Below are 25754 nucleotides of genomic sequence, written 5' to 3' on the forward strand. Positions count from 1 at the left end.
TAGGTGCGCAGGCGAGGCGTTCGCGTCGGGGAGACTGCGCATCCGTTCGGCGGCCGCATGGGCATTCCGGCGTAGGGTCGCCTGCGCGATGGCTCCAGCCGGACACGCGTGGAACGGCTACAGCGCCGAGAGCTGCCGCCACTGCTGCCAGCTCAGCGTCCAGTCCCAGATGTCGCCGTCGCGGGCCGAGAGCTGGACCGGGGTGCCGGTCACCTCGACCGGATCCCCGTAGAGCGCGGTGTCGTAGTAGGCCTTGGCGTCCTCGGTGGAGAGGTTGACGCAGCCGTGGGTCACGTTCGACGAGCCCTGCGCGTCGGCCGACGCGGGGTTGGCGTGGATGAACTCGCCGTTGTTGCTGATCCGAACGGCCCACTTCTCCATCACGTCGTAGCCGTAACGCTCGCTGACCATCCGCTTGTCGGTGAACTTCTCGCTCACCACGTGGATGCCCGAACGGGTGTTGCGGTCGGGGTCGGAGGCCAGCCCGTAGCTCGCCGGGTAGTCGGCCACCTCCCGCCCGTCGCGGATCACGGTCATCCGGTGGGAGTTCACGTCGGCCTTGACGATCTGCGCCCGGCCGATGGTGAAGGTGCTGGACAGGTCGGCGACGCCGTACCGGCCGTCGCCGTAGGCCACGCCGTACAGCTTGGCGGTGACGGTGACCTTCGTGCCCGGCTTCCAGTACTCCTTGGGCCGCCAGTGCACCCGGGAGCCGCCGTTCTCGTCGGGCAGCCAGCCCCAGGCGCCCTCGGTGGGCACCGAGGAGGTGACCGACAGCGCGCGCTCGACGGCCGCGCGGTCGCTCACGTGCGAGTGGAACTGGATCTCGATCGGGGCGGCGATGCCGACGGTGCGGCCGTCACCGATGTTGAGCGCGCCGCGGACCTGCCTGGCCGGGTTCAGGGTCGCGAACCTGGCATCGACCGGGACCTGCCTGCCGTCCGTGCCGGTCGCGGTGCCCCTCCAGGTGTAGGTCTTGCCGTAGCCGAGCGGCTCGGCGCTAGTCCAGACGGTCCGCTCCGGGCTCAGCGTGCCCCGCACCGCGGCGCCGTCGGGGTTGACCAGTGCGACCTGGTCGAAGGCGCCGTCCGTGACGGTCGCCGAGATCGGCGCCGTCGGGTTCACGTCGGTCGAACCCGCCGCGGGCTGGTAGCTCACGATGGCCTTCGGCGCCAGGATCGGGGCCGGGTTCACCGCGTCGGCCCCCCGCCCCGCGGCCGTCGCCGCCGTGACCACCGCGACCGATCCGACCGCGATGACGGCCAGGATCAGCAGAATCCGTCGCATCCCCATCCCCCCAGGCAACCCCGATCTCACCCTAGAAGGACGCGCGGCGGTTGCAGCGGTTGCGCCCACGGGTCGTGATCCGAGCACCCGAGAGGCTACGCCCGCCGATCAGCCGACCGAATCCCGTCCGCTCCGAATCAAAGCCGACACCCGACCAGCACCGGTTCCGGGTGCAGCAGCACCCCGAACCGGGCGGCGACGCCGGCGCGGACCTCACGGGCCAGCGCGAGCAGGTCCGCGACCGAGCCGCCCCCGCGATGGGTCAGCGCGAGCACGTGCCTGGTCGACAGCGCCACCCGCCCGCCGGGGCCGCGGTGCCCGCGGGGGAAGCCCGCCCGCTCGATCAGGCCGGCGGCGGGCAGCTTCACCAGCCCGGGACCGGCGGGCCAGCGCGGCAGGCCGTCCACCCGCGGCGCCTCGTCCTGTGGCAGCACCGGGTTGGTGAAGAAGGAACCGGCGCTCCACGTGTCGTGATCATCTGGGTCGAGGACCATGCCCTTCCCGCGGCGCAGCTCCAGGACGGCTTCCCGGGCCACCGCGGCGGGCACCCGTGACCCCTGCTCGACGCCGAGGGCGCGGGCGAGCTCCGGATACCGGATCGGAGCGCTGTCCCGCCCGCCGGGCAGCGCGAACCGCACCCGCAACACGATCGCGTCGTCCCGGCCCTTCAGTCTGCTCGTGCGGTAGCCGAGCCCGAGCTCGGCCGCGGGGACCTGGCGGCGCACGACACCGGTCCGCCGATCGTAGAGATCGACGTCGACGAGCAGGTCGGCGACCTCCACACCGTAGGCGCCGACGTTCTGCACGGGGGTGGCGCCGGTCCGCCCCGGGATGCCGGAGAGGCACTCCAGCCCGCCCAGACCCTCGGCAACGGTCGCCGCGACGACGTCGTCCCAATCCTCCCCGGCCTCGACGGTGAGCAGCACCGACCCGTCGGGGCGGCGCTGCGGGGCGGCCCCGCGGCTGGTGACCCGGACGACGGTCCCCGCGAAGCCCTCGTCGGCGACGACGACGTTGGATCCGCCGCCGAGCAGCAGCACCGGGTCGTCCTGCGCGTCGGCGGCGCGGACGGCCTCGACGACCGCCTCCGCGGCCGGGGCCTCGACCAGCCGGGACGCCGGCCCGCCCAGCCGCAGCGTCGTCATCGGGGCGATCGGCACGCCCGCCCGGGCCGGGGCTGCCACATGAGGGGTCGACACGATTGCCAACGGTAACCTCCGTCCATGGCGCGCCAGATCTTCCACCGGTCGACATCGACGTTCCCGGCCGACAAGGTGTATGCGGTCATGGTCGATCCGGACCAGCTGCAGGCCCGGCTCGATGAACTCGGTGGTCCCGGGGCGGCGCTGCTGGTGTATGCGGCCGACGACGGCGGCGTCCGCTACCGGCTGCGGCACGGGATCGATCCGAGCAGACTGCCGCCGATGCTGCAGAACCTCGCCCCGACCGAGCTGCGCATCGAGCGCACCGAGGCGCTGCGGCCCGTGGGACCCGGTCGCTACGCGGGCACCGTCGGCGTCGAGATCGTCGGCACCCCGGCCTCGATAACGGGGACCCTGCGACTCACCGATACTGCGGAGGGCAGCGAGTTCGTCATCGATGGCACGGTGACGGTCAAGGTGCCGCTGATCGGCGGCAAGATGGAGGGCATCCTCGTCGAGCACGTACAGGACTTGCTCGCCTCCGAGACCGCCTTCACCCAGGAGTGGCTCGCGCGCACGTATACGTGACGGTCCGGCATGGCACGATGCCGCTCGTGGAGCCTGCGGCCGACCGGCGTTACATCCTCACCCTCAGCTGCCCCGACCGTACGGGGATCGTCGCCCGCATCTCCGGATTCCTCGCCGAGGCGGGAGCCTGGATCCTCGAAGCCGCCTACCACGCCGAGCCCGAGGAGAACTGGTTCTTCACCCGGCAGGTCGTGCGCGCGAGCTCGGTCCCCTTCAACGTCGACGAGCTACGCGCCCGGTTCGCCCCCGTCGCGGCGGAGTTCGGCCCGGACGTGACGTGGCAGGTCACCGACACCGGGGCGGTCAAGCGCGCCGTGCTGCTGGTGACCAAGGAACCGCACTGCCTGCACGACCTGCTCGGCCGAGTCTCGGCCGGCGAACTACCCGTCCGGCTCGAGGCGGTGATCGGCAACCATCCCGAGCTGGCCGAGATCGTGCGCGCGCACGGCGTCGCGTTCCACCACGTGCCGTTCCCCGGCGCGGGCACCCGGGATCGGGAGGCGGCGCGCGCGGACGCGTTCGAGCAGGTCCGCGAGCTGGTCCGGGTCCACGATCCGCACGCGATCGTGCTGGCCCGGTTCATGCAGATCCTCCCCGCGCAGCTGTGCGCGGGCTGGGCCGGGCGGGCGATCAACATCCACCACAGCTTCCTGCCGTCGTTCGCCGGCGCCCGGCCCTACCATCAGGCGCACGCCCGCGGCGTCAAGCTGATCGGCGCGACATGCCACTACGTCACGCCCGACCTCGACGCGGGCCCGATCATCGAGCAGGACGTCATCCGGGTCGACCACGGGGATACCGTCGGCGATATGGTCCGCCGCGGCCGCGACATCGAGCGCCTGGTGCTGGCCCGTGGCCTGCGCTGGCATCTGGAGGACCGGGTTCTGGTGCACGGCAACAAGACCGTGGTGTTCCGCTGAGCCGGTCAGCGGCGGGTTGCTTGACCGTTCGTGGCGCCCATGTTTGGTTGAGGTCGGACAATCCCCCGTACCTGAGGAGATCTTGTTGCGGGGGCCTCGCCGAAGGGAGACCGCGATGGCCGGACCGCGTCCCGGGTGTTCCGGGCCGACGCTCGACGAGCTCGCCCGGATGGCCCGCCTGGATCTGACGCCGGAGCGCAAGGCCGTCGCCGGCCCGGCGGTCGATCTGGTCTACGGGCTGGTGGACCAGCTGGACTCGGTCGACCTCGGCGACCTCGCCCCGGCGACGGCCTTCGACGCGCGGTGGGAGTGAACCCGGTGGAACCCTACGAGCTGCGCCTGTCCGAGGCCGCAGAACGCATCCGCAGCCGCGAACTGTCGCCGGTGGAGCTCACCGACTCGGTGCTCGGCCGGATCGAGGCACTGGACGAGCGGGTGGGCGCGTTCGCGGCCGTCATGGGCGACCGGGCCGTCGGCGCCGCCCGCGCCGCCGAGCAGGAGATCGCCGGCGGCCGGTACCGCGGCCCGCTGCACGGGGTCTGCATCGCGGTGAAGGATCTGCTGGACACCGCCGGGGTGCCCACCACGTCGAGCTCCCGCACCCGGGCGGACAACGTCCCGGCCGCGAACGCGGCCGTGGTCGACCACCTCGAGGCGGCGGGCGCGGTCATCGTCGGCAAGACCCACACCCACGAGTTCGCCTACGGCGTCATCACCCCCACCACCCGCAACCCGTGGGACCTCGACCGCATCCCGGGTGGATCCAGCGGCGGGTCCGGCGCGGCGGTGGCCGCCCGGATGTGCCAGGGCGCCATCGGGACCGACACCGGCGGATCGGTCCGGATTCCCGCGGCCGTCTGCGGGACGGTGGGGCTCAAGCCGACCTACGGGCGGGTCTCCCGCCGCGGGACCGCCTCGCTGAGCTGGTCGCTCGACCACATCGGACCGCTGACGGGCAGCGTGCGCGACGCGGCGCTGATGATGGACGTCATCGCGGGCTACGACCGCGCCGACCCGGCGACCCGCGACGTCCCCGTGCCCCGGCACGGCGAGGGACTGTCGGCCGGGGTGGAGAACCTCGTGCTCGGCGTGCCACGCAACTACTTCTTCGACCGCATCGACCCCGAGGTCGAGGCGGCGGTGCGGGCGGCGATCGGGCGGCTCGAGGACCTCGGCGCCGAGCTGCGGGAGGTCGACCTCCCGCACCCCGAGCTGTACATGCCGGCCGAGTTCGGCATCCTGGTGCCCGAGGCCAGCGCCTACCACCAGGAAACCCTGCGCAAGCTCGGCGACCTCTACACCGAGGACGTGCGGATGTTCCTCGAGGCCGGCGAGCTGATGCTGGCCACCGACTACATCAGGGCGCAGCGCGTCCGCACCCTCATCCAGCAGGGTTGGCGAGACATGTTCGCCGGCATCGACGCGGTGCTGGCCCCGACGCTGCCCGCCGTCGCGGCGCGGGCCGGCGAGCTCGCGTTCACCTGGCCCGACGGCGTGGAGGAACCGGTCATCAACTGCTACGTGCGTACCTCGGCGCCGGGCAACCTGACCGGTCTGCCGGCCCTCTCGGTGCCCTGCGGCTTCAACTCCGAGGGGCTGCCGATCGGGCTGCAGATCATCGGTAGGCCGTTCGCGGAACCGACGGTGCTGCGCATCGGCGCGGCATACGAGACGGCCACCGACTGGTCGGACCGGCACCCCTGAGGCGTCGCTGCGGCCCCGTGAGTGGCGAGTAACGCCAGAGCGTTACTCGCCACTCACGAGCGCCGGAGGGCGCACAGATGCCGGCTCCAGCGCCAGCTCCAGCACCTCGGCGACGTCGGCCACGGGATGCACCCGCAGCTCGCCGCGGATCGACTCCGGCAGATCATCGAGGTCGGGCTCGTTGCGCTTCGGGATGATCACGTCGGTCAACCCGGCCCGGTGCGCGGCCAGCAGCTTCTGCTTGACCCCGCCGATCGGGAGCACCCGACCCTGCAACGTGACCTCACCGGTCATCCCGACACTCGACTTCACCGGGCACCCCGAGCCGAGCGAGGCCAATGCCGTCGTCATCGCGATGCCCGCCGACGGCCCGTCCTTCGGGACAGCGCCCGCCGGGACATGCACGTGCAGCTTTTTCGACGCCAGATCGCCGGCCAGGCCCTTGGACCGCAGGTAGGACAGCGCGATCGACACCGACTCCTTCATGACGTCGCCGAGCTGGCCGGTGAGCGTCAGGCCGGGGTCACCATCCATGGCCGTGGCCTCGATGAACAGCACGTCCCCGCCGGTTCCGGTCACGGCCAGTCCGGTCGCCACGCCCGGCACCGAGGTGCGTTCCGCCGACTCCGGAGTGAACCGCGGCCTGCCGAGGAACCGGACCAGCGCGTCGGCGTCGACGTGCACCGGGGCCTCGGTGCCACCGCGCGCAGCGCTGGCGGAGTGCGCATCAGCGCGGTCCAGCGCCACCGCGACCTTGCGCAGGACCTTGGCCAGGCCCCGTTCCAACTGCCTTACACCCGCCTCCCGGGTGTACTCGGCGGCGATCATGCCCAGCGCCACGTCGGAGAACTCGACCTCGGACGGTTCGAGACCGGCCTTCTCGATCTGCCGGGGCAGCAGGTGGTCACGCGCGATGGCGACCTTCTCCTGCTCGGTGTAGCCGTCGAGGGTCACCATCTCCATCCGGTCGGCCAGCGGGCCGGGGATGGTGTCGGCGACGTTGGCCGTGGCCAGGAACAGCACGTCGGACAGGTCGAGGTCGACCTCGAGGTAGTGGTCGCGGAACGTGTGGTTCTGCGCGGGGTCGAGGACCTCCAACAGGGCGGACGACGGGTCGCCGCGGAAGTCGCTGCCGAGCTTGTCGATCTCGTCGAGCAGCACGACCGGGTTCATCGACCCGGCCTCCCGGATCGCCCGGACGATCCGTCCGGGCAGCGCGCCGACATAGGTGCGCCGGTGCCCGCGGATCTCCGCCTCGTCGCGCACGCCGCCCAGCGCGACGCGCACGAAATTCCGGCCGAGCGCCCGCGCGACCGACTCCCCCAGTGACGTCTTCCCGACGCCGGGCGGTCCGACCAGTGCGAGCACGGCGCCGGAGCCCCGGCCGCCGACCTTCTCCAGGCCGCGGCGGTCGCGCCGGGCGCGGACGGCGAGGAACTCGACCAGCCGCTCCTTGACATCGTCGAGACCGGCGTGGTCGGCGTCCAGGATCGCCCGCGCGGCGGCCAGGTCGTCGGTGTCGGGTGTGTTGTGACTCCATGGGATGTCGAGGACCGTGTCGAGCCAGGTGCGGATCCAACCCGCCTCCGGGTTCTGATCCGACGCGCGCTCCAGCTTGCCGACCTCGACGAGCGCGGCCTTGCGGACGTCATCGGGCAGGTCAGCGGCCTCCACCCGGGCACGGTAGTCGTCCTCACTGCCCTCGGGATCGGACTCGCCGAGCTCCTTGCGGATCGCGGCCAGCTGCTGAAGCAGCAGAAACTCGCGCTGCGCCTTCTCCATGCCCTCCCGGACGTCCTTGGAGATCTTCTCGCTGACCTCCTGCTCGGCGAGATGCTCCTTCGTCCAGCCGATGAGCAGCTCCAGCCGCCGGTCCACGTCCGTCTCGGCCAGCAGCTGCGCCTTCTGCTCGACGTCGAAGTAGGGCGCCCAGCCGGCAAGGTCGGCGAGCTGGCCGGGGTCGGTCGTCTGCTGGACGGAATCGATCACCTGCCAGGCGTTGCGCTGCTGCAGGATCGCCACGACCAGCGCCTTGTACTCCTTGGCGAGCTCCTCGGTCCGCGCGGTCACCGGGCCGTCCTCCACCGGGGAGGCCTCGACCCACAGCGCGGCACCCGGGCCGGGCTGGCCGGATCCGATGCGGGCGCGCCGCTCACCGCGGACCACCGCGGCCTTCTCCCCGCTGGGGAGCCTGCCGATCTGCTCGAGGACGGCGACCGTGCCGATCGCGCCGTACTTGCCGTCGAGGCGGGGAACAGCGAGAACGCGCCGGTCGACGCTGTTCGCCGCGTCGACCGCCGCCTGGATCTCCGGCTCGTCGAGCCGGAGCGGAACCACCATACCGGGCATTACCACCGAGTCGGGCAGCGGAAGCACCGGCAGCTTCAGCGTCTCTGTCATGTCCCGTTCAACACTTACACCGTTGAATCCATTCCAGCATTCAAGTAAGTTCGCTCAGAGCGAGCGACGCCGGACCACGTTGTGGCCCCATAACGCGCGTGGGGGCTGGGGACATCCCGCGTTATGGCTCCATAGTGCGCAGCGCGAGAGCCTCGACGACCTCCGCGGCGGGCAGCGACGCCACGAGAGCACCCGGGACCGCCAGTTTGCCGGCCCGGATCCCGCTGCCGATGACGACCGCCGCCGCGGCGGCCACCTCGGGGGCGACCAGCAGCGGCCACCCGGTCGGCAGCCCGATCGGGGTGATCCCGCCGTACTCCATCCTGGTCAGCTCGACCGCCTCGTCCACCGGCGCGAACGACGCCTTGCGGACGTCGAGCCGCTTGCGCACGACACCGTTCACGTCGGCGCGCGTGGTCGCGAGGACCACGCAGGCGGCATATCTGACCTGCCCACCGCGCCGACCTGCCACGACCACGCAGTTGGCCGAGCCCTCCAACGGAGACGAGTAGGCCGTGCAGAAGTCGGCGGTATCGGCGAGCGCGGGATCGATCTCGGCGACGCCGACGCGCGCGGCGTCGGCCGGGTCGAGCAACGTGAGCGCGTGCTCGACCGGATCGGCGAGCAGATCGGGCCGGTCGAGCGCGGGGACGGCGTGCAGCCTCCCCAGCACGGCCCAACTCACCAGCGTTGGTCCCCCCGCTGCACCCCGACCACGGCCGGCTTCACATCGACGAGGTAGACGAGAACCGCCACGAGGCCAGCAATCCAGAACAGCGCTCCACCGCTCCAGGGACCCTGGAACACGACGAGCACCAGCAGCCCGGCGCCGGTGATCCCCAGCCAGGCGTTCTTCGTCAGCTTGCCGACCGCCGTGAAGGCGTCGGCGCGCTGGCGGAGGGCGTGGATGAAGGCGTATGCACCCACCGGCATCCCGAGAATCCACAGCCCGAGCAGGACGTAGTCGTCGAGTCTGTACAGCAGGTCCACCCAGTCAGGGTACGTGCGCGAGGCCCCTCGTGACATCCCGACCCGCAGACTGCCTCAAAGAGCAGCCCCGAGACCACGGGGGTCTCGGGGCGCTGGCCGCTCACCTCAGCTGGACGCGGTGTCCTCGCTGCGGGGGCGACGTGCCGTCGAGCTGCGGGTGGCTGTCTTCGGCGCGGTGCGGCCGGCCGCGCGGCCCGCCGGGGTCTCCTCCGCGGCCTTGGCCGGCTCGGCGGGCTTCGCCGGTGTCTTCTCCGCGACCTCGGCGACGGCCTTCTCCGCGGCGTCGTGTGCGACGGCCTTCTCCGCGGCGTCGTGTGCCTCGTCGACGAACTCGTCGACCTGCGCGTCGAGCTTCTCGGTGTACGACTCGAGCGCGTTCAACGCCTGCTGGATCCGCGGCTGCTTGCGGATCTCGGCCCAGGTGACCTCACCGCGCTTGGCGAGGTCCTCGTAGTACTTCGTGGCCTGGGTACGCCACTCCTCGACGGTCTTGCGGATCTCCTCGGAGGCCAGCTTGGTCCGCAGATCCTCGACCTCGGTGGGCAGATCGGCAAAGCGCTTCTGCGCGGCTTCGGCGCGAGCCCTGGCGTCGGCGATGACCTTGGTCACCGTGTTGACGGCGTGCTCGCCGGCGCCGAGGACGGCCATCAGCGGGGCGCGAGCGGCCTCGGCCCGATCTGCGGCGTTCTTGGCGGCCTGCTCGCGGAGCTTGCGGACGTCCGCGGCGGTCGGCAGCGATACGGCCATGATGATCACTCCTGTTCTTCTCACGAAGGCTCTGTGCCTGCGGCGGAGTCGACCGGTCGGCCATTCTCCCGCCGGAAGGCCTGGTAGACGTCGAGCAGCACCTGCTTCTGACGTTCGGTCAGCGTGGGGTCGGAGAGCACCGCGTCGGTGACGGCGCTCGCCGGACGTTCCTCGAGGATTCCCGCCCGGACGTAGAGCGCCTCCGCGGAGATACGCAGCCCCTTCGCGATCTGCTGCAGGATCTCGGCCGACGGCCTGCGCAGCCCCCGCTCGATCTGGCTGAGATACGGGTTGCTGACGCCGGTCGCCTTCGCGAGCTGCCGCAGTGACACCTGTGCTGCCTCGCGTTGCGCCCGGATGTAGGCGCCGATGTCGTCAACGGCCTGACCCACCGCCTGGCCGACCTGCTCGACCGTGTGTCCGACGATCTCGGCCGGCTTCTCCTGCTCGGTCATCGGCGCTCACCTCCATGCGACACATCCGACCGTACCCCTGAATGCTAGCAATTGCTAGCGCAGTGCTTGCGCAGGTCAGGCGGCAGTAGGGTGGATCACCTCGGGAAGGGCCTAGGGTCGGATGGCCCTGCCCCCGGTACCGGAGGTCGCCAGGTGGACCATCCGCTGCCCCCGAGCGGCGAGGACCGCGTCGCTGCGCCCCGGCCGCACCCACCAGCCCCGCTATCGGGGCAGGCCGGGGTCTACGCGGTGATTGCGGTCGGCGGCGCACTCGGTGCGCTGGCCCGATGGGGCGTCGGCCTCGCGCTGCCCACGCACCAGGGCGAATTCCCGCTCGGCACCTTCCTCATCAACGTGGCGGGTTGCCTGCTCATCGGGATGCTGATCGTGCTGATCACCGAGGTGCGACCGGCGCACCCCCTGGTCCGCCCGTTCGCGGCCACCGGCTTTCTCGGCGGATTCACCACCTTCTCCACCTACGCGACCGACGCTCAGTACCTGCTGCTGCACGGGCATATCGGCACGGCCGTCGGCTATCTCGCGGCGACACTCGCGGGGGCGGTCGCGGCCACCTGGGTCGGGATCACCGTGGCCAAGGCCATCAGCGTCCGGCTGGTGCACCGGTGATCCCGCTGCTGGTCGTCATCGGGGCGATGGTCGGTGCCCCCTTGCGCTACCTCACCGACCGGCTCGTCCAGTCCCGGCACGACACCGGATTCCCGTGGGGGACCTTCACCGTCAACGCCGTCGGCTCGTTCATCCTCGGACTGACGCTGGCCGCCACCGTCTCGCCCGAGGTCCTCGCGCTCGTCGCCACCGGCTTCTGCGGCACGCTAACCACGTACTCGACGTTCGGCTACGAAACCGTCCAGCTCGCGGCAGGCGGCAGCAAGCTGTTCGCGCTCTTCAACGCGGCCGGCTCGATGCTCACCGGCCTCGGAGCCGCCGGCCTCGGCATCGCCATCGGCTCGGCGCTGCACCCGGTCTTGTAACGGGCCCGGTCCGCTGGCGGTGGCCCGCTACCGGCTGGCCACCCGCCGGTAGCGGGCCACCGCCAGCGGCAGGAACACCGCGACGATCGCCAGTGACGACAGCACCGCATACAGCGCCGCGTGCTGCGCGGGCCATGCCGAGGACTCCCCGAAACCCGGCAGCTGCGTCGGATTGCCGAACAGCTCCCGCGACGCCCGCGCCACCGCACTGACCGGGTTCCACTCCCCGACCGGCTGCAGCCAGCCCGGGAAGCCCTGCACCGAGACGAACGCGCTGGACACGAACGTGAGCGGGAACAGCCAGATCAGGCCGGCGCTCTGCGCCACCTCCACGTTGCGGGCGGTCAGCCCGACGAACACGCCGATCCACGACATCGCGAACGAGAACAACAGCAACAAGCCGAACCCGGCCAGCGCGTCGAGCACGCTGCCGCGGATCCGCCAGCCGACCACCAGCCCGGTCAGGGACATCACGATCAGCGTGATCACGCTGACCCCGAGGTCGGACACCGCCCGGCCGAGCACCACCGCCGTCCGGGACATCGGCAGCGACCGGAACCGGTCGATGATGCCCTTCTGCAGGTCGTTGGCCATGCCGATGGTCGTGAAGAAGACATTGAAGGCGACGGTCTGGGCGAAGATGCCGGCGACGAGGAACTCCCGATAGGGCGCACCCCCGAGACTGCCCGCAAAGACCAGCGCGAACAGGACCACGAACATGATCGGTTGGATGGTGAGTCCGATCAGTGCGTCCGGCACCCGTCGCATTCCGACCAGGTTGCGCCAGGTGATGACCCCACCGTCACGAATGGCCTGGGTCAGCGCGCTCATGATGCCGCCATCTCCGTCTTCATCTCGGCCTGCTCGGTCTCCTCGGCGAGGTGCCCGGTCAGGGTCAGGAACACGTCGTCCAGGGTCGGTCGCTGCAGCGCCACGTCGAGCACCTCGACACCCTCGGCATCGAACCGGCGCAACGCCTCGATCAACGCCTTGGTTCCGCCGCTCACCGGGACCGAGACGCGCCGGAGGTGCTCGTCGACCAGTAGTTCACCGGTCCCGACGTCGGTGAGCACGCTCCGAGCGATCGCCACCTGGTCCGGGTGGGCAACGACGACCTGCAGCCGTTCGCCCCCGATCTGTGCCTTGAGCTCGTCGGAGGTGCCGCGGGCGATCGCGCGACCACGGTCGATCACGACGATGTTGTCGGCCAGCTGGTCGGCCTCCTCGAGGTACTGGGTGGTGAGCAGCACCGTCGTGCCGTCGCCCACCAGCTCGGAGATCAGCGACCAGGTGTCGAGCCTGCCGCGCGGGTCGAGGCCGGTGGTCGGTTCGTCGAGCACGACGACCGGCGGCGCGGCGACCAGCGCACCGGCGAGGTCGAGGCGGCGACGCATGCCACCCGAGTACGTCTTCGATGGACGCTCGGCCGCCTCGGTGAGCCGGAACCGTTCCAGCAGCTCCTTCGCCCGGGCCCGGGCGACCGCCCGGCTCAGCCCGTAGAGCCTGCCGACCATATAGAGGTTCTCGATCCCGGTGAGGTTCTCGTCGACGGCGGCGTACTGCCCGGACAGCCCGATCGATCGCCGGACGGCCTGCGGCTGCACCACGACATCGTGACCGGCCACCCACGCCCGCCCCGCGTCGGGCTTGAGCAGCGTGGTGAGGACACGCACCATCGTGGTCTTCCCCGCCCCGTTGGGGCCGAGCAGCCCCAGCACGGTGCCGGTCGGGATCCCGAGATCGACCCCGTCGAGTGCCTGGGTGGACCCGAAGCTCTTCTTGAGGCCCTCGACCCGAACGGCGAATTGGTTCATGGGGGCGAGGGTAGGACCGCTCCCCGACAGAAGTCGTGCGAATTGCGCCCGGCCACCGTCAGAAGATCAGCTCGGAGAATGTGTAGATCGCCAGTCCGGCCAGCGCGCCGACGACGGTGCCGTTGATCCGGATCCACTGCAGGTCGCGCCCCACCTGCAGCTCGATCTTCCGCGATGTCTCTGCCGCGTCCCAACGTCCGACCGTGTCGGTGATCAACGTGGTGATCTCGCGCCGGTAGTGACGCACGACATGGCTCGCGACATCGCCGAGCCAGCCGTCGATCTTCCCGCGGAGCTCGGAATCGGCGCCGAGCCGTCGGCCGAACGCCATCAGCCCTTTGCTGACCCGGATCCGAAGCTCGCTCGACGGGTCGGCCGCGGCGTCGAGGATCATCCGCTTGACCGTGCCCCAGGCCTGGCCGATGAACCGCTGCACGTCGGGATGGTCGACGATCTGTTGTTTGATCTGCTCGGCCCGCTCGATCGTCGCGGGATCGCGCTGTAGATCGTTCGCGAACTCGATCAGGAACTTGTCGACCGCCTTGCGCAGCGGGTGCTCGGGGTCGGCCTTCACCGCCCAGGCGAAGTTCTGCACCTCCACGAAGACCTTGTCGGCGACCATGTCGTCGACGAACCGCGGCGTCCAGTTCGGTGCGCGCTCGCGGACCACCCGCAACACCATGTCGTGGTTCTCGGCAACCCAGTCGTAGGCCCGGTCGCACACCAGGTCGACGAGCCGGCGGTGCCCCCCGTCGAGGAGCACGCCCTCGAGCACCTTGCCCAGCGGCGGCCCGACCGGTTGCTCCAGCAGTTTCCGCACCAGGATCTGCTCGATGACCGCCTGGACGTCCTCGTCGCGCAACACCGTGACGATGCCGCGGGCCGCGGTCGAGAGCTCGGCGGCCACCCGGTCGGCGTTCTCCTGCAGCCCGATCCAGCCCCCGACCCGGCCGGCGATCTCGGCCCGGTCGAGCTTGTCGCGGACCACGGCCTCGGACAGGAAGTTCTCCCCGACGAAATCGCCGAGACTGTCGCCGATCACATCCTTCTTCGCCGGGATGATGGCCGTGTGCGGGATCGGCAGGTTGAGCGGCCTGCGGAACAGCGCGGTGACGGCGAACCAGTCGGCCAGCGCGCCCACCATCCCCGCCTCGGCCGCGGCGCGCATGTACCCGGCCCAGGCCATGCCGAGGTTGACCTCGAGGTAGCGGCCGACCAGGAACACGACGGTGGCACCGAGCAGGAACCCCGTCGCGACCATCTTCATCCTGCGCAGGTCGCGCCGCTTGATGTCCTCGTTGAGCGGGCTGAACGAACCCAGCGGCGTCGCTGCTGCCGGTCGGGACGGCCGGGGTGACGGGACAGCGGGTGGCTGCGGTGAGCGGGCCGGTCCCTGGGCCTGGCGAATCTGCACGAACTCAATAGTGCCCCGCGCCACGGCTGAGCCACACAGGAACGTGGCTCTGGCCGAGGCCGGCGATACTCCACCGGCCCCGGCCACGTCGAGGTGCGGCTGCACGGCAAGGGAGAAACGCTCCCTCAGGCGCCGCACCGGGGTGCGCCCGCCCGTCCCGGCGCGATCCGACGATCTGCGGCAGCGGGACGGTGAACGGGCGCGGCTCGCGGTGGACCCGGGGCTAGGGCCCAGACCGCGGGCCTCCGACGATCGCCGCGACGGACCGCTGGGTGCCCGGCAGCAGATCGCTGGTTGCCTGCGACCGCACCGCATCGGTGACGGCCTCGACGATGACCGCGGCGTCGGGCACCCGGTAGCCGGTTCGCGCCGGCGCCACCCGCCAGTGCACCCATCCGTCCGGGCGCTCGGTCGGCGGGGCGAGCACACCGATCCCGTCGGTGTGCGACACGACCTCGGGGTGCAGGCTCAGTTCGAGCGGCAGCCCGGATCCGGGGCTCATCGGGAACCACCAGGTGCCTTGCGGCGTGGCTGCCACCGGCACCACCAGCCCGCAGTCGCGAAGCGTCGCGCAGGCTCGGCGGCCGAGCTCGGCGGGCACCTCGACGATGTCGAGGACGGTCCCGGTGGCCAGCAGGATCTCCGTGCCCGATCCCGGTACCAGTGGCCATCCGTGGTGGGCGTAGTCGCGCGCGGCCGCCCTCAGCTCCGCGCCGTAGACGGCCCGGTAGCTGTCCCACCACGACATCGTCCGACCTCCTTGGAGCACGACCCCGGCCAGTCGCCCGGAGCACCGTTCTGTGTTCTTCAACACCAAGAATGACTCCCGGGGTACGGGAAATCGCCTGGTCAGCGCTGACTGCACCAGGCCGCGAGACAAGCGGGCCTCGAACCGTGGCGCGCCGGACGACGTCCGGTCACCGAGGGTTGGCCGGTCCGCCACCCGGGACCGGCGGCTACTCCGTTCGGTCCGCCACCGAACGTCTGCCGTCATGCGACCGCCCGTCGGCCGACGGAGCAACGGCTCGGCCCGTCGCGCCCCGTACCGCTCCGGAAACGCCGGTGCCGGCGATCCCGAGGGGATCACCGGCACCGTTTCCGAGCCGTACGCCCGGTGGCCAGAGGCCGTCTCAGATGATGCGGACCGAGTCCGCCTGCGGGCCCTTGGCGCCCTGGCTGGCCTCGAAGGAGACGCGCTGATTCTCCTCGAGGGTGCGGAAACCCTCCGACTGGATGGCCGAGTAGTGGACGAAGACGTCCGGACCGTTGTCGTCAGTAGCGATGAAGCCGAAGCCCTTCTCGGCGTTGAACCACTTGACGGTGCCCTGCGGCATTAGTGTTCTCCCACATGTGAAGCGAACCCGGCCGGCACTGTGCCGACCGGTGGCTGCGTGGGGCGTACTCACACGGGGAGGGCATTCCTCGGGCGCGTGGAGCCCCACTGTCACTCTCCACGGACGCTTCACAACGATCGAGGAAGACACGACTGCAACCGGCCTCCACGCTAGCACGGGACGGCCCGGGTGGGCCCGAAGACCGTCGCCACCCAACAGGACACGTCCCGTTGCCGTAGTGTCGGCTTCGATGCCGGGCCGTGACACCCCAGCCAGGGCGGGCCGCACCCGATGTCGTCGCGTTCCTGACAGTCCACGCCGTGTCGGCGCGCATCCCCCCTCAACCGAAGGTGTTGTATGCCCTCGACCCTCCAGAGCCGTCCCCCACCTCGCGCCACGGCACCGCTGACCGACGGCCATCGCTCCGTCACCGAGCAGGCGCTCGTCCTCGTGTTCATCGCGCTTCCGCTGCTGGCGTTGGTCGTCGCCGTACCGTTGGCCTGGGGTTCGGGGCTCGGCTGGACGGACGTCGGGCTCGCGCTCGGCTGCTACCTGCTCACGGGGCTCGGGGTGACCGTCGGTTTCCACCGCTACTTCACCCATGGCGCCTTCAAGGCGAGCCGCGGGCTGCGGATCGCGCTGGCGGTCGCGGGCAGTTTCGCACTCCAGGGCGGGGTCATCACGTGGGTGGCCGACCACCGGCGCCATCACGCGTTTTCCGACAAGGAGGGCGATCCGCATTCGCCGTGGCTGTTCGGCACCGGTCCACGCGCGCTGGCTCGCGGATTCTGGCACTCGCACATGGGCTGGCTGCTGAACCGGGACAAGACCAACGCCCGCCGCTTCGCCCCGGACCTGCTCGCCGACCGCGACCTGGTACGGATCGACAACGGGTTCATGTGGCTGACCATCGCGAGCCTTGGGCTGCCGGCCGTCGTCGGCGGGCTGGTCAGCTGGTCGGTCTGGGGCGCCTTCACCGCCTTTTTCTGGGCCGGCCTCGTCCGCGTCGCCCTGCTGCATCACGTGACCTGGTCGATCAACTCGATCTGCCATATCTGGGGTGACCGCCCGTTCGCGGCCCGGGACCGCTCCGCGAATGTCTGGTGGCTGGCGCCGCTGTCGTTCGGCGAGTCGTGGCACAACCTGCACCACGCCGACCCGACCTGCGCCCGGCACGGGGTCAAGCGCGGACAGCTCGACATCTCGGCCATGGTCATCCGGATGTTCGAGAAGCTCGGCTGGGCGCGCTCGGTGCGCTGGCCAACCCCGCGACGTCTGCAGCGGCTCACCCGGTCGGGCTGAGCCGGGTGCTCACCGCAGCGCCCCCGGCGGCCGAGCCGCGGCCTCGGTGAGCAGTTCGGCGACCACGTCGAGGTCGAGATCCGCGACCCGCTTCACCCGGATGCAGCTCTTGCCGATCGATGCCTTCGGCAACCGCTCGGCACAGGACTCCGCGAGATAGCGGCCGTCCTCGGTGGTCGCACTGACATACAGCGAGATGTAGCGCTTGTTGCTGGCCATGGCGACGAGCGCCCAGTCACCCTCCCGGCCCGAGGCGTATCGATAGTGGTAGGTGCCGTAACCGGGCATTCCGAACTCCATCGTCGGCTCGAGCTGCGGCACGACGCGGCGGATGAGTTCATGCAGCGCGCGGATCTCGCCGCGGCGCGGTTCGTCGAGGCCCTCGATATAGGCCTCGTGGGTGGGCGCGGTGGATCTGCCTCGCACGGCATGGCTCCTCGGGGTCGGGACGCCGATCGTGCCAGCCGACCCCGACAGTCCGAGTCGCGCTGCGTCCGTCACCATTCCCGTTCGGCGTACGGGCGCGACCACAGCGCGACCTGCAGGGTGACCGACTTGAACCACGCCGCGTGCATGCGCTCGACGTCGGCCTCGGAGTGGCCCTTCTTCGCGAGGAACGGCCGCATCGTCGCGGTGATCGGGTAGATGAACGCGATCAGGTAGCGCAGCGGCACGACGGGCACCGAGTCGACGCCGTCGGTCTTGTTCTTCTTCGCCGGCGTGTGTCGCAGCGCGATCTCCTCCTGGTAGGCCAGCCAGCGCTCGTCGTACGGCCGCCGGCAGGTATCCAGGATCCAGCGGCCGAACCGGTGGTAGACCGCGTCCAGGTAGCTCTTGATCGGCTCGCCGTCGCGGTCGGCGAAGTAGGCCACCAGATGTGGGTGCGAGCCGACGAAGCCGTACCAGGTGTCGAGGACGTCGGTGATCTGGTCGGCGAGCACGTCGCCCGCCATCGCCAGCGCGGCGGCGTCGTCGTCGGTGAACAGGACGCTTGCCTTGAGTTGCTCCAGTTCGGCGGCGCTGACCGGCGAGGCGGGGAGCGCGTGGTCGTCGTAGGTGTAGCCGGCGGGGGCAGACACGGTCATGACAGCTCCGTTGAATTAGGATTCCTAATTACGAGTGCTAGGCTAGCGACTCCTCGACAGCGGCGAAAGGACCTGGGATGAACGCCGAGCCGGCACCGGCCCCCGAGCTCGACGTCACGGAGTGGCTCAACGCCGGCCCCCTCACGCTCGCCGGGCTGCGCGGGCGCGTCGTCGTACTGGAGGCGTTCCAGATGCTCTGCCCCAGCTGCGTGAGCCATTCGCTCCCGCAGGCCAAACGCGTGGCCGCGACGTTCTCCTCCGACGACGTGGTCGTGCTCGGGCTGCACACGGTGTTCGAGCACCACGAGGCGATGGGCCCGGTCTCCCTGCGCGCCTTCGCCCATGAGAACCGGCTGACGTTCCCGATCGCCATCGACCGTCACGACGACCACGACCCCACCCCGGTGACCTTCGCCCGCTACGGCATGCGGGGCACGCCGACCACGGTGCTGGTCGACCGCGCCGGACAGGTGCGCAACCAGGCGTTCGGCTCGGTGCCCGATCTCGCCCTCGGCGCCCAGATCGCCGCCCTCGCCGCGGAGCGCTGAGGCCCCGGGCTATCGCAGCGGCGCGCCGAGGGCGGCGTCCAGTGCCCGGGCTGCCTCCGGACCCAGCGCCGCGCCGAGCCTGCGCAACCAGGCCGCCTCGATCTCGGCCAACTCGGCCAGCGCCAGACGTTGCAGCGCGCGGCCGCGGCCGGTCAGCCGCACCAGCCGGGCCCGGCCGTCGGTCGGATCCAGGACACGTTCGAGGTACCCGAGCCGCTCCAGATCCGCCACCAGCTCGCTCATCGACGGATGGGCCATCCGGCCCCGCTCGGCGAGGACGGTGAGCCGCGTTCCGTCCGCGTCGATGTTCTCGAAGACCTGGCTGTGAGCGACGCGGATCTGCGGGTAACCGGCCGCCGCGAGCCGGACAACGAGCTCCTCGAGGATCTCCTGAACGGCGGCTCGCATCACCGTGACCAGCGTGTGGCGGCGCACCGCAGGGTTGACCACCGCCGACTCCCGCTTGACGAAATTACGTAGGCTGCCTACACAATAGCGGCTGTGCCCGTGGAGGTCCGGCTGCTCGGGGGCTTCGCGGTGACGCTGCGGGGCCGGCCGGTCCCGGACTCGGCCTGGCCCCCGCGGCGGGCCGCGGACCTCGTCGCGCTGCTCGCCCTGGCCCCGGCGAGATCGCTGCTGCGGGATCAGGTGGTCGACGCGCTCTGGCCCGATCTCCCCGCCGAGGCGGGCGCAGCGAGCTTGCACCGGGCCGCCCACTGGGCCCGCCGGGTGCTCGGCCCGGATGCGGTGACGCTGCGCGGCGGCCGGGTCACGCTGTTCCCCGGCGACGAGGTCGCCATCGACGTCGACCGGTTCGAGGCGGCCGCCCGGCGGGCTCGGGCGACCGAGGACCCCACCTTGTATGCCGCCGCCGCGGACCTCCATCTCGGTGAGCTGCTGCCCGACCGCCGCTACGCCGACTGGACGGTGCCACGCCGCGAGGCGTTGCGGCTGCTGCATCTGGAGATGCTGCGCGGCGCGCAGCGGTGGGACGAGCTCGTGGAGCTCGACCCGTGCGACGAGATCGCGCACCGCGCCCTGATCCGCCGTCACCTCGCCCGCGGCGACCGGCACGCCGCGCTGCTCCAGTTCGGACGGCTGCGCGCCGCACTGGACCGCGAGCTCGGCGTCGGCCCCGCCGCGGAGACCCTCGCGCTGGTCCGTCAGGTGACCGGGTCGTTGACCCGCGCCCGACGGGGCGACGTCCTGGTCGGCCGGGAGGTCGAGCTGTCCCGGCTGCGGGCCGCGCTGCGCGCAGGCACGCGGGCCATGCTGGTCACCGGCGAATCCGGCATCGGGAAGACCCGGCTGTGCGAGCAGCTGGTCGACGCCGCGGCGGCCGACGGGGTGCTGGTCCTGCGGACCACCGGGCTCGGGGCGGACGATCTGCCGTTCGCCGCGGTGCTGCGGGCCGCCGACGCCGCACTCACCACGCGACCGGAGCTGGCCGAGGCGCTGCCGGCGGACGCCCGTTCGGCGTTCGCGGCGCCGATGCGCGACCCGTCCCCGCTGCCGACCCGCGCCCGGCTGATCGCCGCGCTGGACCGGCTCTGCAGCGCCGGGGCGGCGCCCGTGCTGCTGTTCGTCGACGACGCGCACCTCGCCGACGAGGACTCCCTCGGGCTGCTGGTCGCGTTCACCCGCTGCGCCCGGGCCCGCGCCACGGTGCTGCTGTCCATGGCACCCGATCCCGCGCGGCCGGCCGCGGAACAGGCTCGTGCCGAGCTGGTGGGCAGACCGGGCTCGATCGAGGTGACGCTCGGCCCGCTGACCCGCGAGGAGACGCGCGAGCTCCTCGAACACCGCTGCGGGCGCAGGATCACCCCGGAGACCCTGCGCGAGGTATGGGCGGTCTCCGGCGGGCACCCGCTCGTCACCGTCGAGGTCGCCGCGGGACTCACCGAATGCGGCCGGGTCGAGGTGACGGCTGGCGCCGCGGCCGTCGTGGGCGCGCGGTTACGCCGGCTGCCCGCCGAGCTGACCGAGGCATTGCGCAGGGTCGCGGTGGCGCAGGAGGAGCTTGATGCGGGCGAGTTCGCGGCGCTGGCCGGCCTCGATCCGGATGCGGCCCACGACCTGCTGGAACGGGCGATGAACGCGGGGCTGATCGAGGTGGCGGGCGGCGGCTACCAGTTCCAGACCGCCCTGATACGCCGAGTCCTTGCCGACGGACTGCCGCCGCACCGGCGGACCGCCGTGCACCGGGAGGCGGCCGAGCGGCTCGCCGGCGCCGGCGCCCCTCCGGCGCGGGTGGCGCGGCACCTCGTCGCCGCGGGGCGGGGCGTGGAGGCGCTGCCCTGGCTGGTTCGCGCGGCCGACCGCGCCGCCGGGCGCGGCGCGGTCGCCGAGGCGCTGACGCATGTGGAGACCGGTCTGGAGATCGAGCCGGACCGGCTGGACCTGCTGTGCCGGCGCGCCGAGTTCCGCTACGCGTGCGGCGACCCGAGTGCTCCGGTGGCCTTCGGTGTCGCGGCCGCGGCGGCAAGCGGGGAGACGGCGGACGCGCTGCGCATCCGCCAGGCCCGCATCCTGCTCATGGCGGGCGACGCCGCCGGCACGGTGCAGGCGCTGGACGGGATCGTCCCGACCGAGCAGACCCGCCTGGCCTACCTGCTCACCACCGGCCTGCTCGCCTGGTTCACCGACCGCATCGACGAGGCCGAACAGACCGCCGGGCAGGCCGGCTTGCTGGCGACACTGGCCGGCAGGCCCGTCGACGTGCTGGACGCAACCATGCTCCGCGCGCTGGTGGCGCACAGCCGGGGCCGGTACGGCGCACAGCTGGTCGCCGACGTACTCGACCCGCGCAACGCGGCCGCGCTGGCGGGGATGCTCTCCGACGCACACCTGTGCGTGGCCGAGATCGTTCTGGACGACCCGGATGGCCGGGCCGAGCTGGCCGAGTTCGCGGTCCGCGTCCGCGCCGCGGCCTGCGGTGGGGCCGCCCGCGGGGCCGCGTTCGCGACCACGGTGCTGGGCGAGGCCCAGTTCCTCGACGGCGACCTGGCCGCCGCCGAGGCGAACCTGCTGGCGGGGGCCCGGGCGCACCGCGCCCTCGGGGAGCGGGGTGGCGAGGCGATCGCCCTGCACCGGCTCGCCGAGCTGGCGATCGCCGTGGGCAGGCCCGCGGCGGCCGGGCCGCTGCTCGACGACGCGCTGGACGCCGCCCGGTTCTCCCCGTTGTCCACCCGGCATCTGCTCACCCGCATCTACGGCACCATGGCCAGCGTCGCCCCCGACGACGCCGCCGCGCTCGCCGTCCTCGACGCGGCCGAGGTGAGCCTGGTGCGCCCCGCCGAGGTATGCCCGCTCTGCTGCGTCCCGTTCCTGGTGCCGGCCGCGGCGGTGCGCGCCCGAACCGGCGACGTCGATGCTGCCGAGCGGTTGCTCGCCGCGGCCGAGCCCGTGGTCGAGGTCCTGTGGCACGGGCGGGGCCGGTGGCCGGTGGCGATCGCCGAGGTGCGGGCGCTGCTGGGCGACGGTCACCCCGCGGTTGCGGGGCCGTAGCGCGGCGCCGGAAAGAAACCGGAAAGGTCTGCTGCCTAACGTCTGCTCCCGCCAGATCGACCCGCACGAAGGAGACGACAATGCGAAAGTTCCTGATCGAGCGCACCGTTCCCGGCATCCAGAACATGCCCGAGTCCGACCGGCGGAAGGTCTGGGCCAAGTCCAACGCCGTGCTCGCCGAGCTGGCCCCGGACCTGCAGTGGGCGCACAGCTACGTCACTGACGACAAGCTCTACTGCGTCTACTACACCTCCGACCCCGAGCTCATCCGCGAGCACGCCCGCCGCGGTGGCTTCCCGTGCGACTCGATCATGCCGATCGACGACATCGTCGACCCGACGCGCGCGGGGTGAGCCCGGTGGACTCCCTGGTCGCCCGCTCGTTCGCGCATCCGGACGAGACCCGGACATTCGCCCGGGCCGGTTCGTGCTGGAGCCCGGGTGGCGCTGGTCGGAGTCGGTGCGCCCGCTGGTCGGCAGGGAGTCCTGCCGGACCCTGCACGTCGGCTACGTGCTGTCCGGTCGGATGCACGTGGTGACCGACGACGGCGCGGCCGGGGTACGCCGCCGCGCACTGACGCCGAAGGACGCCGAGCCACCCGCGGCGGCTCGGCGTTGCCGTACGGCTGCGCGAAGAGGCGCCCGATCCATGCTCGGCGAGATGGCGGTCGGTCCCTCGAGGCAGCGAGGCGGCTCCGCGACGCCGCCGCCGGCCGTCCTGTACGGCGGTGTCGGCGGCGAGCACCTGGGTCCACCGCTGTTCGGCGCCACCGCTGTTCGGCGCGACCGTCGAGCGGCTGGCGGCCGCCTGGAAGCGTGTTGTGGGACGACTCGGGAACGATGCCGCCCGACGCGCCGCCGACCGCGGGCGGGCTCTCGCGGCAGCGGACCTCGTCGACTACGCGTCGGCGATCGCCTCGGGGCGGGGGAACAGACGTGGGTTCGTGACGAGGCGAACGAACGCGAGCAGGCTCGGCCACGGCAGCCCCACCGGGGCCGATCCTCCGAGCCGGGCATCAAGTCACCGGCGTGCCACGGCGTGCTGCGCGTAGTCGGCGACGTGCGCGTACAGCAGGACGTTCGCATCGAGCAGGATCACCGGTAGGTGTCGTTCTCGACGAGCACAAGGACCTCCGCGACATCGTCGACGTCCGGCAGGGCCGGCCGGCCCAGAGAGACCGGCCGGGTGAAGGACGTCGGACGCGACGGAGCCGGCGACTCCAGGCGGCTCAGTCCGGCGCGCAGGGCGTCGTTGAGCACCTCCTTGAACGTGCCTCCGCGGAGGGTCGGGCCCAGCTCCGCCACCGCGACCCGGGCCCGGTCGACGACGTGGGACCGCGGCAGCAACGCGGCCAGCTCCGAGATCCCTCCGTGCACCTGCGGGCCGACCCGGTCCTGCAGCACGTCGTGCAGCCGGCGGTAGCGCTTCGCGTCCGCACCGGTGACGGCCGGCGCGGAGGGCACCTGGGCGGCCGCCGCGAGCAGCAGCGCGGCGGTCTCGTCGCGGCCCCGGGCGGCGAACAGCTCGGCGAGAACGCGCAGCGACGTCCACAGCTGCGGCCAGGCGGCCAGCCGCAGCCAGCGCTCCAGCAGCGGACCGGCGACGTCCGCGACATCCCCGCGCCAGCAGGCGATCAGGGCCAGGGTGGCGTAGCCGTCCACCCGCCGGGTCGGCGCCAGCCCCCCGACGGACAGCAGCTCCCGCCAGCACGTTGCGGATCGGTCGTGATCGCCCCGGTAGAGCCTCGCCACGCCCAGTGCGGTCAGCGCGAGGAAACGTTCGTCGACCTCCCGGACCCCGTCCCGCGCGACGGCTGCCAGCGTCTCGGCCGCGTCCAGGTCGCCCTGCTGGAGCGCGGCGAGCGCGCCGGCGTCTCCCCGACGCCCGGGTGCTCGGCCATCTTCCGGACCAAGCCGGCCAGCTCCGGCCGGAGTGTCCCGGGCATGGCGGCGAGGGCGAGCCCGCCCGTGATCTGCCCGGCCAGCTCGATGTGCCCGGTCCGCAGCGCCCAGGTCAGGGCGGCCCGGCGGACGTCGGTCTCGACATCGGTCTCGGCGAGGCGCTCCGGGGCGAAGGCCCGCACGATCTCCAGCAGCCGGTGCCGGGCGCCGCCGGGACCGTCCCGGCTCACGACCAGTGACGCGTCAACCAGCTCGGCCAGGTCGGTGGCCACCGGCCGGTCGCACAGCGGCGCGGCGACCAGCTCCGCCGCGTCGTCGTCGCGGCCGAGGAACGCCGCCTCGCTCACCGACCACCGAGGCGGGGGCGGCGGGCCGGATGCGCGTGGGGCGGGCAGGTCGTGGTTGAGGATCCGCACCTGAAGCTCGTTCAGGCTCGGTGACAGGTCGAGCCCGATCTCGTCGGCGAGCAGCCGCCGGTAGTCCTGGTAGCGATCCAGCACCTCGCCGACCCGCCCGGCCCGGTACAGCGCGGTCATCAGCAGGCCGGCGCGGTCCTCGACGGTGGCCAGTCGCAGCTCGTTGAGCCGGACGGTCTCGGCCCGGGTGAAGTCGCGCTCGGCGAACTCCGCGTAGGCCGGCCCCCGCCACAGCAGCTCGGCGGCGTCCAGCAGCTCCAGCGCCGCCCGCGCGGGAGCATCGGCGGCCCGGTCGCGCAAGGTCTCGTAGCGCGCGGCACGGCCGGCAGCACCTCACCCCACGCCGCCTCGATCAGCGCGTCGGCGGGAACCGGCCGGTTCGCGTGCACCAGCAGCGCGGCCAGCACGGCCCGCTGGCGGCTGCTGGGCAGCGGCACCGGATCGCCGCCGCGGCACACCTCCAGGGCACCGAGTGGCACTACCGGGTCAGCTACCGCAACAGCCTGATCACCGAGTGGATCCCGGCCCTGGACGGCGTGGAGGCCAGGCTGCGCTCCGGCGCCCGGGTGGCCGACATCGGCACCGGCCACGGTGCCGCGCTGATCTTGCTGGCGCAGGCCTACCCGGCGTCGGAGTTCGTCGGATACGACTCGCACCCCGGCTCGATCGAGGTGGCTCGCAAGCGGGCCGTCGAGGCCGGAGTGAGCAACCGGGTGCGGTTCGAGGTCGTCGAGACCACCGGCTACCCGACCGGGGAACACGACCTGGTCTGCTTCTTCGACACGCTGCATGACCTCAGCGACCCGGTCGGCGCCGCCGCCCATGCCCGCCGGGCGCTGGCGCCGGACGGCACCCTGATGCTCTTCGAGCCGCTCGCGTTCGACGACCTGGCCCCGAACCTGGCGAACAACCCGGGAGCGGCCCTGTACTACGGCGCGTCGACGTTCCTGTGCGTGGCGAACTCGCTGTCCCAGCCGGTCGGCCTCGGTCTCGGCGCGCAGGCCGGCGAATCGCGGCTGCGGGCGGTACTCGCCGAGGCCGGCTACCGGCACGTCCGGCGGGTTGCGGAGAGTCCGTTCAACATGGTGCTCGAGGCCCGTCCGTAGCGGTCGGCGCTCGGCGAGCCGGTCGCCCCCCGCGCCGGCGGCGAAGCCACCGGCGCCCGTCGCTGAGATGCGCCACGCTGATCAGCGCCCCTACGATCAGCG

At 72.0% G+C, this 25754-nt stretch carries 28 protein-coding genes; 11 read left to right on the forward strand and 17 right to left on the reverse strand.

The features are described from left to right. Positions 1 to 117: 117 nt before the first annotated feature. Complete coding sequence (locus tag G567_RS0116580) at positions 118 to 1287, reverse strand: L,D-transpeptidase (RefSeq protein ID WP_307724136.1); 1170 nt, start codon at positions 1285 to 1287, stop codon at positions 118 to 120. A 137-nt stretch (positions 1288 to 1424) separates the two neighbouring features. Continuing rightward, the gene (locus tag G567_RS0116585; RefSeq protein WP_245585676.1) at positions 1425 to 2432 is read right to left on the reverse strand and encodes a UDP-N-acetylmuramate dehydrogenase; all 1008 of its coding nucleotides are present in this window, start codon (positions 2430 to 2432) and stop codon (positions 1425 to 1427) included. Positions 2433 to 2510: 78 nt separating this feature from the next. Here G567_RS0116585 and G567_RS0116590 point away from each other — a divergent pair, with 78 nt between their 5' ends. The 4 genes from G567_RS0116590 (at position 2511) to G567_RS0116605 (ending at position 5641) form a co-directional block, all read left to right on the forward strand. Then, positions 2511 to 3017: a DUF2505 domain-containing protein gene (locus G567_RS0116590; RefSeq protein ID WP_028930864.1), complete on the forward strand. Its 507-nt coding sequence runs from the start codon at positions 2511 to 2513 to the stop codon at positions 3015 to 3017. A gap of 26 nt (positions 3018 to 3043) precedes the next feature. Beyond that, positions 3044 to 3937 (forward strand): formyltetrahydrofolate deformylase, encoded by an 894-nt coding sequence (purU, locus tag G567_RS0116595; RefSeq protein ID WP_261763833.1) that lies wholly within the window; start codon positions 3044 to 3046, stop codon positions 3935 to 3937. Positions 3938 to 4052: 115 nt separating this feature from the next. Beyond that, positions 4053 to 4250, forward strand: coding sequence for a hypothetical protein (locus G567_RS0116600; RefSeq protein WP_028930866.1), 198 nt, complete (start codon positions 4053 to 4055; stop codon positions 4248 to 4250). A 5-nt stretch (positions 4251 to 4255) separates the two neighbouring features. Beyond that, on the forward strand, positions 4256 to 5641 hold the full coding sequence (locus tag G567_RS0116605) for an amidase (RefSeq protein ID WP_028930867.1): 1386 nt from the start codon (positions 4256 to 4258) through the stop codon (positions 5639 to 5641). Between the two features lie 42 nt (positions 5642 to 5683). Here the strand turns inward: G567_RS0116605 and lon are convergent, their stop codons facing one another. The 5 genes from lon to G567_RS29410 all read right to left on the reverse strand — a co-directional run bounded on the left by lon (position 5684) and on the right by G567_RS29410 (position 10233). Next, positions 5684 to 8041, reverse strand: a complete 2358-nt coding sequence (lon, locus tag G567_RS0116610) for an endopeptidase La (RefSeq protein ID WP_028930868.1) — start codon at positions 8039 to 8041, stop codon at positions 5684 to 5686. A 121-nt stretch (positions 8042 to 8162) separates the two neighbouring features. Continuing rightward, positions 8163 to 8726 (reverse strand): YbaK/EbsC family protein, encoded by a 564-nt coding sequence (locus G567_RS0116615; protein WP_028930869.1) that lies wholly within the window; start codon positions 8724 to 8726, stop codon positions 8163 to 8165. Beyond that, complete coding sequence (locus tag G567_RS0116620; RefSeq protein WP_245585672.1) at positions 8723 to 9031, reverse strand: DUF2516 family protein; 309 nt, start codon at positions 9029 to 9031, stop codon at positions 8723 to 8725. Before G567_RS0116620 ends, G567_RS0116615 begins: the two co-directional genes overlap by 4 nt. A gap of 105 nt (positions 9032 to 9136) precedes the next feature. Then, positions 9137 to 9778: a hypothetical protein gene (locus G567_RS0116625; protein ID WP_147201029.1), complete on the reverse strand. Its 642-nt coding sequence runs from the start codon at positions 9776 to 9778 to the stop codon at positions 9137 to 9139. Between the two features lie 20 nt (positions 9779 to 9798). After that, positions 9799 to 10233 carry a helix-turn-helix domain-containing protein gene (locus G567_RS29410; RefSeq protein ID WP_037057503.1) on the reverse strand — a complete coding sequence of 145 codons (435 nt, stop codon included), beginning with the start codon at positions 10231 to 10233 and terminating at the stop codon, positions 9799 to 9801. Positions 10234 to 10386: 153 nt separating this feature from the next. On the opposite strand from G567_RS29410, the gene crcB reads away from it, so the two are divergent. After that, positions 10387 to 10860: a fluoride efflux transporter CrcB gene (gene crcB, locus G567_RS0116635; protein ID WP_147201028.1), complete on the forward strand. Its 474-nt coding sequence runs from the start codon at positions 10387 to 10389 to the stop codon at positions 10858 to 10860. After that, positions 10857 to 11225 (forward strand): fluoride efflux transporter FluC, encoded by a 369-nt coding sequence (locus G567_RS0116640; protein WP_028930873.1) that lies wholly within the window; start codon positions 10857 to 10859, stop codon positions 11223 to 11225. Before crcB ends, G567_RS0116640 begins: the two co-directional genes overlap by 4 nt. 27 nt (positions 11226 to 11252) lie before the next feature. Here G567_RS0116640 and G567_RS0116645 read toward each other — a convergent pair whose 3' ends face one another. From G567_RS0116645 to G567_RS0116665, 5 genes are all read right to left on the reverse strand, one after another. Next, the gene (locus tag G567_RS0116645) at positions 11253 to 12056 is read right to left on the reverse strand and encodes an ABC transporter permease (protein ID WP_028930874.1); all 804 of its coding nucleotides are present in this window, start codon (positions 12054 to 12056) and stop codon (positions 11253 to 11255) included. Next, positions 12053 to 13039, reverse strand: coding sequence for a daunorubicin resistance protein DrrA family ABC transporter ATP-binding protein (locus G567_RS0116650; RefSeq protein ID WP_028930875.1), 987 nt, complete (start codon positions 13037 to 13039; stop codon positions 12053 to 12055). The genes G567_RS0116645 and G567_RS0116650 overlap by 4 nt, the downstream gene beginning before the upstream one ends. A 58-nt stretch (positions 13040 to 13097) precedes the next feature. Next, positions 13098 to 14306, reverse strand: coding sequence for a DUF445 domain-containing protein (locus G567_RS0116655; protein WP_084796197.1), 1209 nt, complete (start codon positions 14304 to 14306; stop codon positions 13098 to 13100). A gap of 370 nt (positions 14307 to 14676) precedes the next feature. Next, complete coding sequence (locus G567_RS0116660; RefSeq protein ID WP_028930877.1) at positions 14677 to 15201, reverse strand: hypothetical protein; 525 nt, start codon at positions 15199 to 15201, stop codon at positions 14677 to 14679. A gap of 382 nt (positions 15202 to 15583) precedes the next feature. Then, the gene (locus G567_RS0116665; protein ID WP_028930878.1) at positions 15584 to 15787 is read right to left on the reverse strand and encodes a cold-shock protein; all 204 of its coding nucleotides are present in this window, start codon (positions 15785 to 15787) and stop codon (positions 15584 to 15586) included. Between the two features lie 357 nt (positions 15788 to 16144). Between G567_RS0116665 and G567_RS0116670 the strand changes: the two genes are divergently transcribed. Beyond that, positions 16145 to 17089: an acyl-CoA desaturase gene (locus G567_RS0116670; RefSeq protein ID WP_028930879.1), complete on the forward strand. Its 945-nt coding sequence runs from the start codon at positions 16145 to 16147 to the stop codon at positions 17087 to 17089. A 9-nt stretch (positions 17090 to 17098) separates the two neighbouring features. Here G567_RS0116670 and G567_RS0116675 read toward each other — a convergent pair whose 3' ends face one another. Together G567_RS0116675 and G567_RS0116680 are read right to left on the reverse strand one after the other, a co-directional pair. Further along, positions 17099 to 17515 (reverse strand): iron chaperone, encoded by a 417-nt coding sequence (locus tag G567_RS0116675; protein ID WP_028930880.1) that lies wholly within the window; start codon positions 17513 to 17515, stop codon positions 17099 to 17101. 71 nt (positions 17516 to 17586) lie between these two features. Next, positions 17587 to 18174: a protoglobin domain-containing protein gene (locus G567_RS0116680; RefSeq protein WP_028930881.1), complete on the reverse strand. Its 588-nt coding sequence runs from the start codon at positions 18172 to 18174 to the stop codon at positions 17587 to 17589. 77 nt (positions 18175 to 18251) lie between these two features. On the opposite strand from G567_RS0116680, the gene G567_RS0116685 reads away from it, so the two are divergent. Then, positions 18252 to 18722, forward strand: a complete 471-nt coding sequence (locus tag G567_RS0116685) for a TlpA family protein disulfide reductase (RefSeq protein ID WP_028930882.1) — start codon at positions 18252 to 18254, stop codon at positions 18720 to 18722. Positions 18723 to 18731: 9 nt separating this feature from the next. Here the strand turns inward: G567_RS0116685 and G567_RS34870 are convergent, their stop codons facing one another. Next, the gene (locus tag G567_RS34870; protein ID WP_051233200.1) at positions 18732 to 19172 is read right to left on the reverse strand and encodes a MarR family winged helix-turn-helix transcriptional regulator; all 441 of its coding nucleotides are present in this window, start codon (positions 19170 to 19172) and stop codon (positions 18732 to 18734) included. A 51-nt stretch (positions 19173 to 19223) separates the two neighbouring features. Between G567_RS34870 and G567_RS29420 the strand changes: the two genes are divergently transcribed. Next, a complete protein-coding gene (locus G567_RS29420) occupies positions 19224 to 22229 on the forward strand; it encodes an ATP-binding protein (RefSeq protein ID WP_051233201.1) in 3006 nt (1001 codons plus the stop codon). Between the two features lie 80 nt (positions 22230 to 22309). Further along, complete coding sequence (locus tag G567_RS0116700; RefSeq protein WP_028930883.1) at positions 22310 to 22582, forward strand: DUF4242 domain-containing protein; 273 nt, start codon at positions 22310 to 22312, stop codon at positions 22580 to 22582. A 741-nt stretch (positions 22583 to 23323) separates the two neighbouring features. On the opposite strand, the gene G567_RS0116710 is transcribed toward G567_RS0116700, so the two are convergent. After that, the gene (locus tag G567_RS0116710) at positions 23324 to 23980 is read right to left on the reverse strand and encodes a hypothetical protein (RefSeq protein ID WP_028930884.1); all 657 of its coding nucleotides are present in this window, start codon (positions 23978 to 23980) and stop codon (positions 23324 to 23326) included. Between the two features lie 11 nt (positions 23981 to 23991). Further along, the gene (locus G567_RS0116715; protein ID WP_028930885.1) at positions 23992 to 24846 is read right to left on the reverse strand and encodes an AfsR/SARP family transcriptional regulator; all 855 of its coding nucleotides are present in this window, start codon (positions 24844 to 24846) and stop codon (positions 23992 to 23994) included. Between the two features lie 83 nt (positions 24847 to 24929). Here G567_RS0116715 and G567_RS29430 point away from each other — a divergent pair, with 83 nt between their 5' ends. Continuing rightward, the gene (locus G567_RS29430) at positions 24930 to 25652 is read left to right on the forward strand and encodes a class I SAM-dependent methyltransferase (protein WP_051233202.1); all 723 of its coding nucleotides are present in this window, start codon (positions 24930 to 24932) and stop codon (positions 25650 to 25652) included. The last annotated feature ends 102 nt before the right edge of the window (positions 25653 to 25754 follow it).

Source organism: Pseudonocardia asaccharolytica DSM 44247 = NBRC 16224, assembly GCF_000423625.1.
GTDB classification, from domain to species: Bacteria; Actinomycetota; Actinomycetes; order Mycobacteriales; family Pseudonocardiaceae; genus Pseudonocardia; species Pseudonocardia asaccharolytica.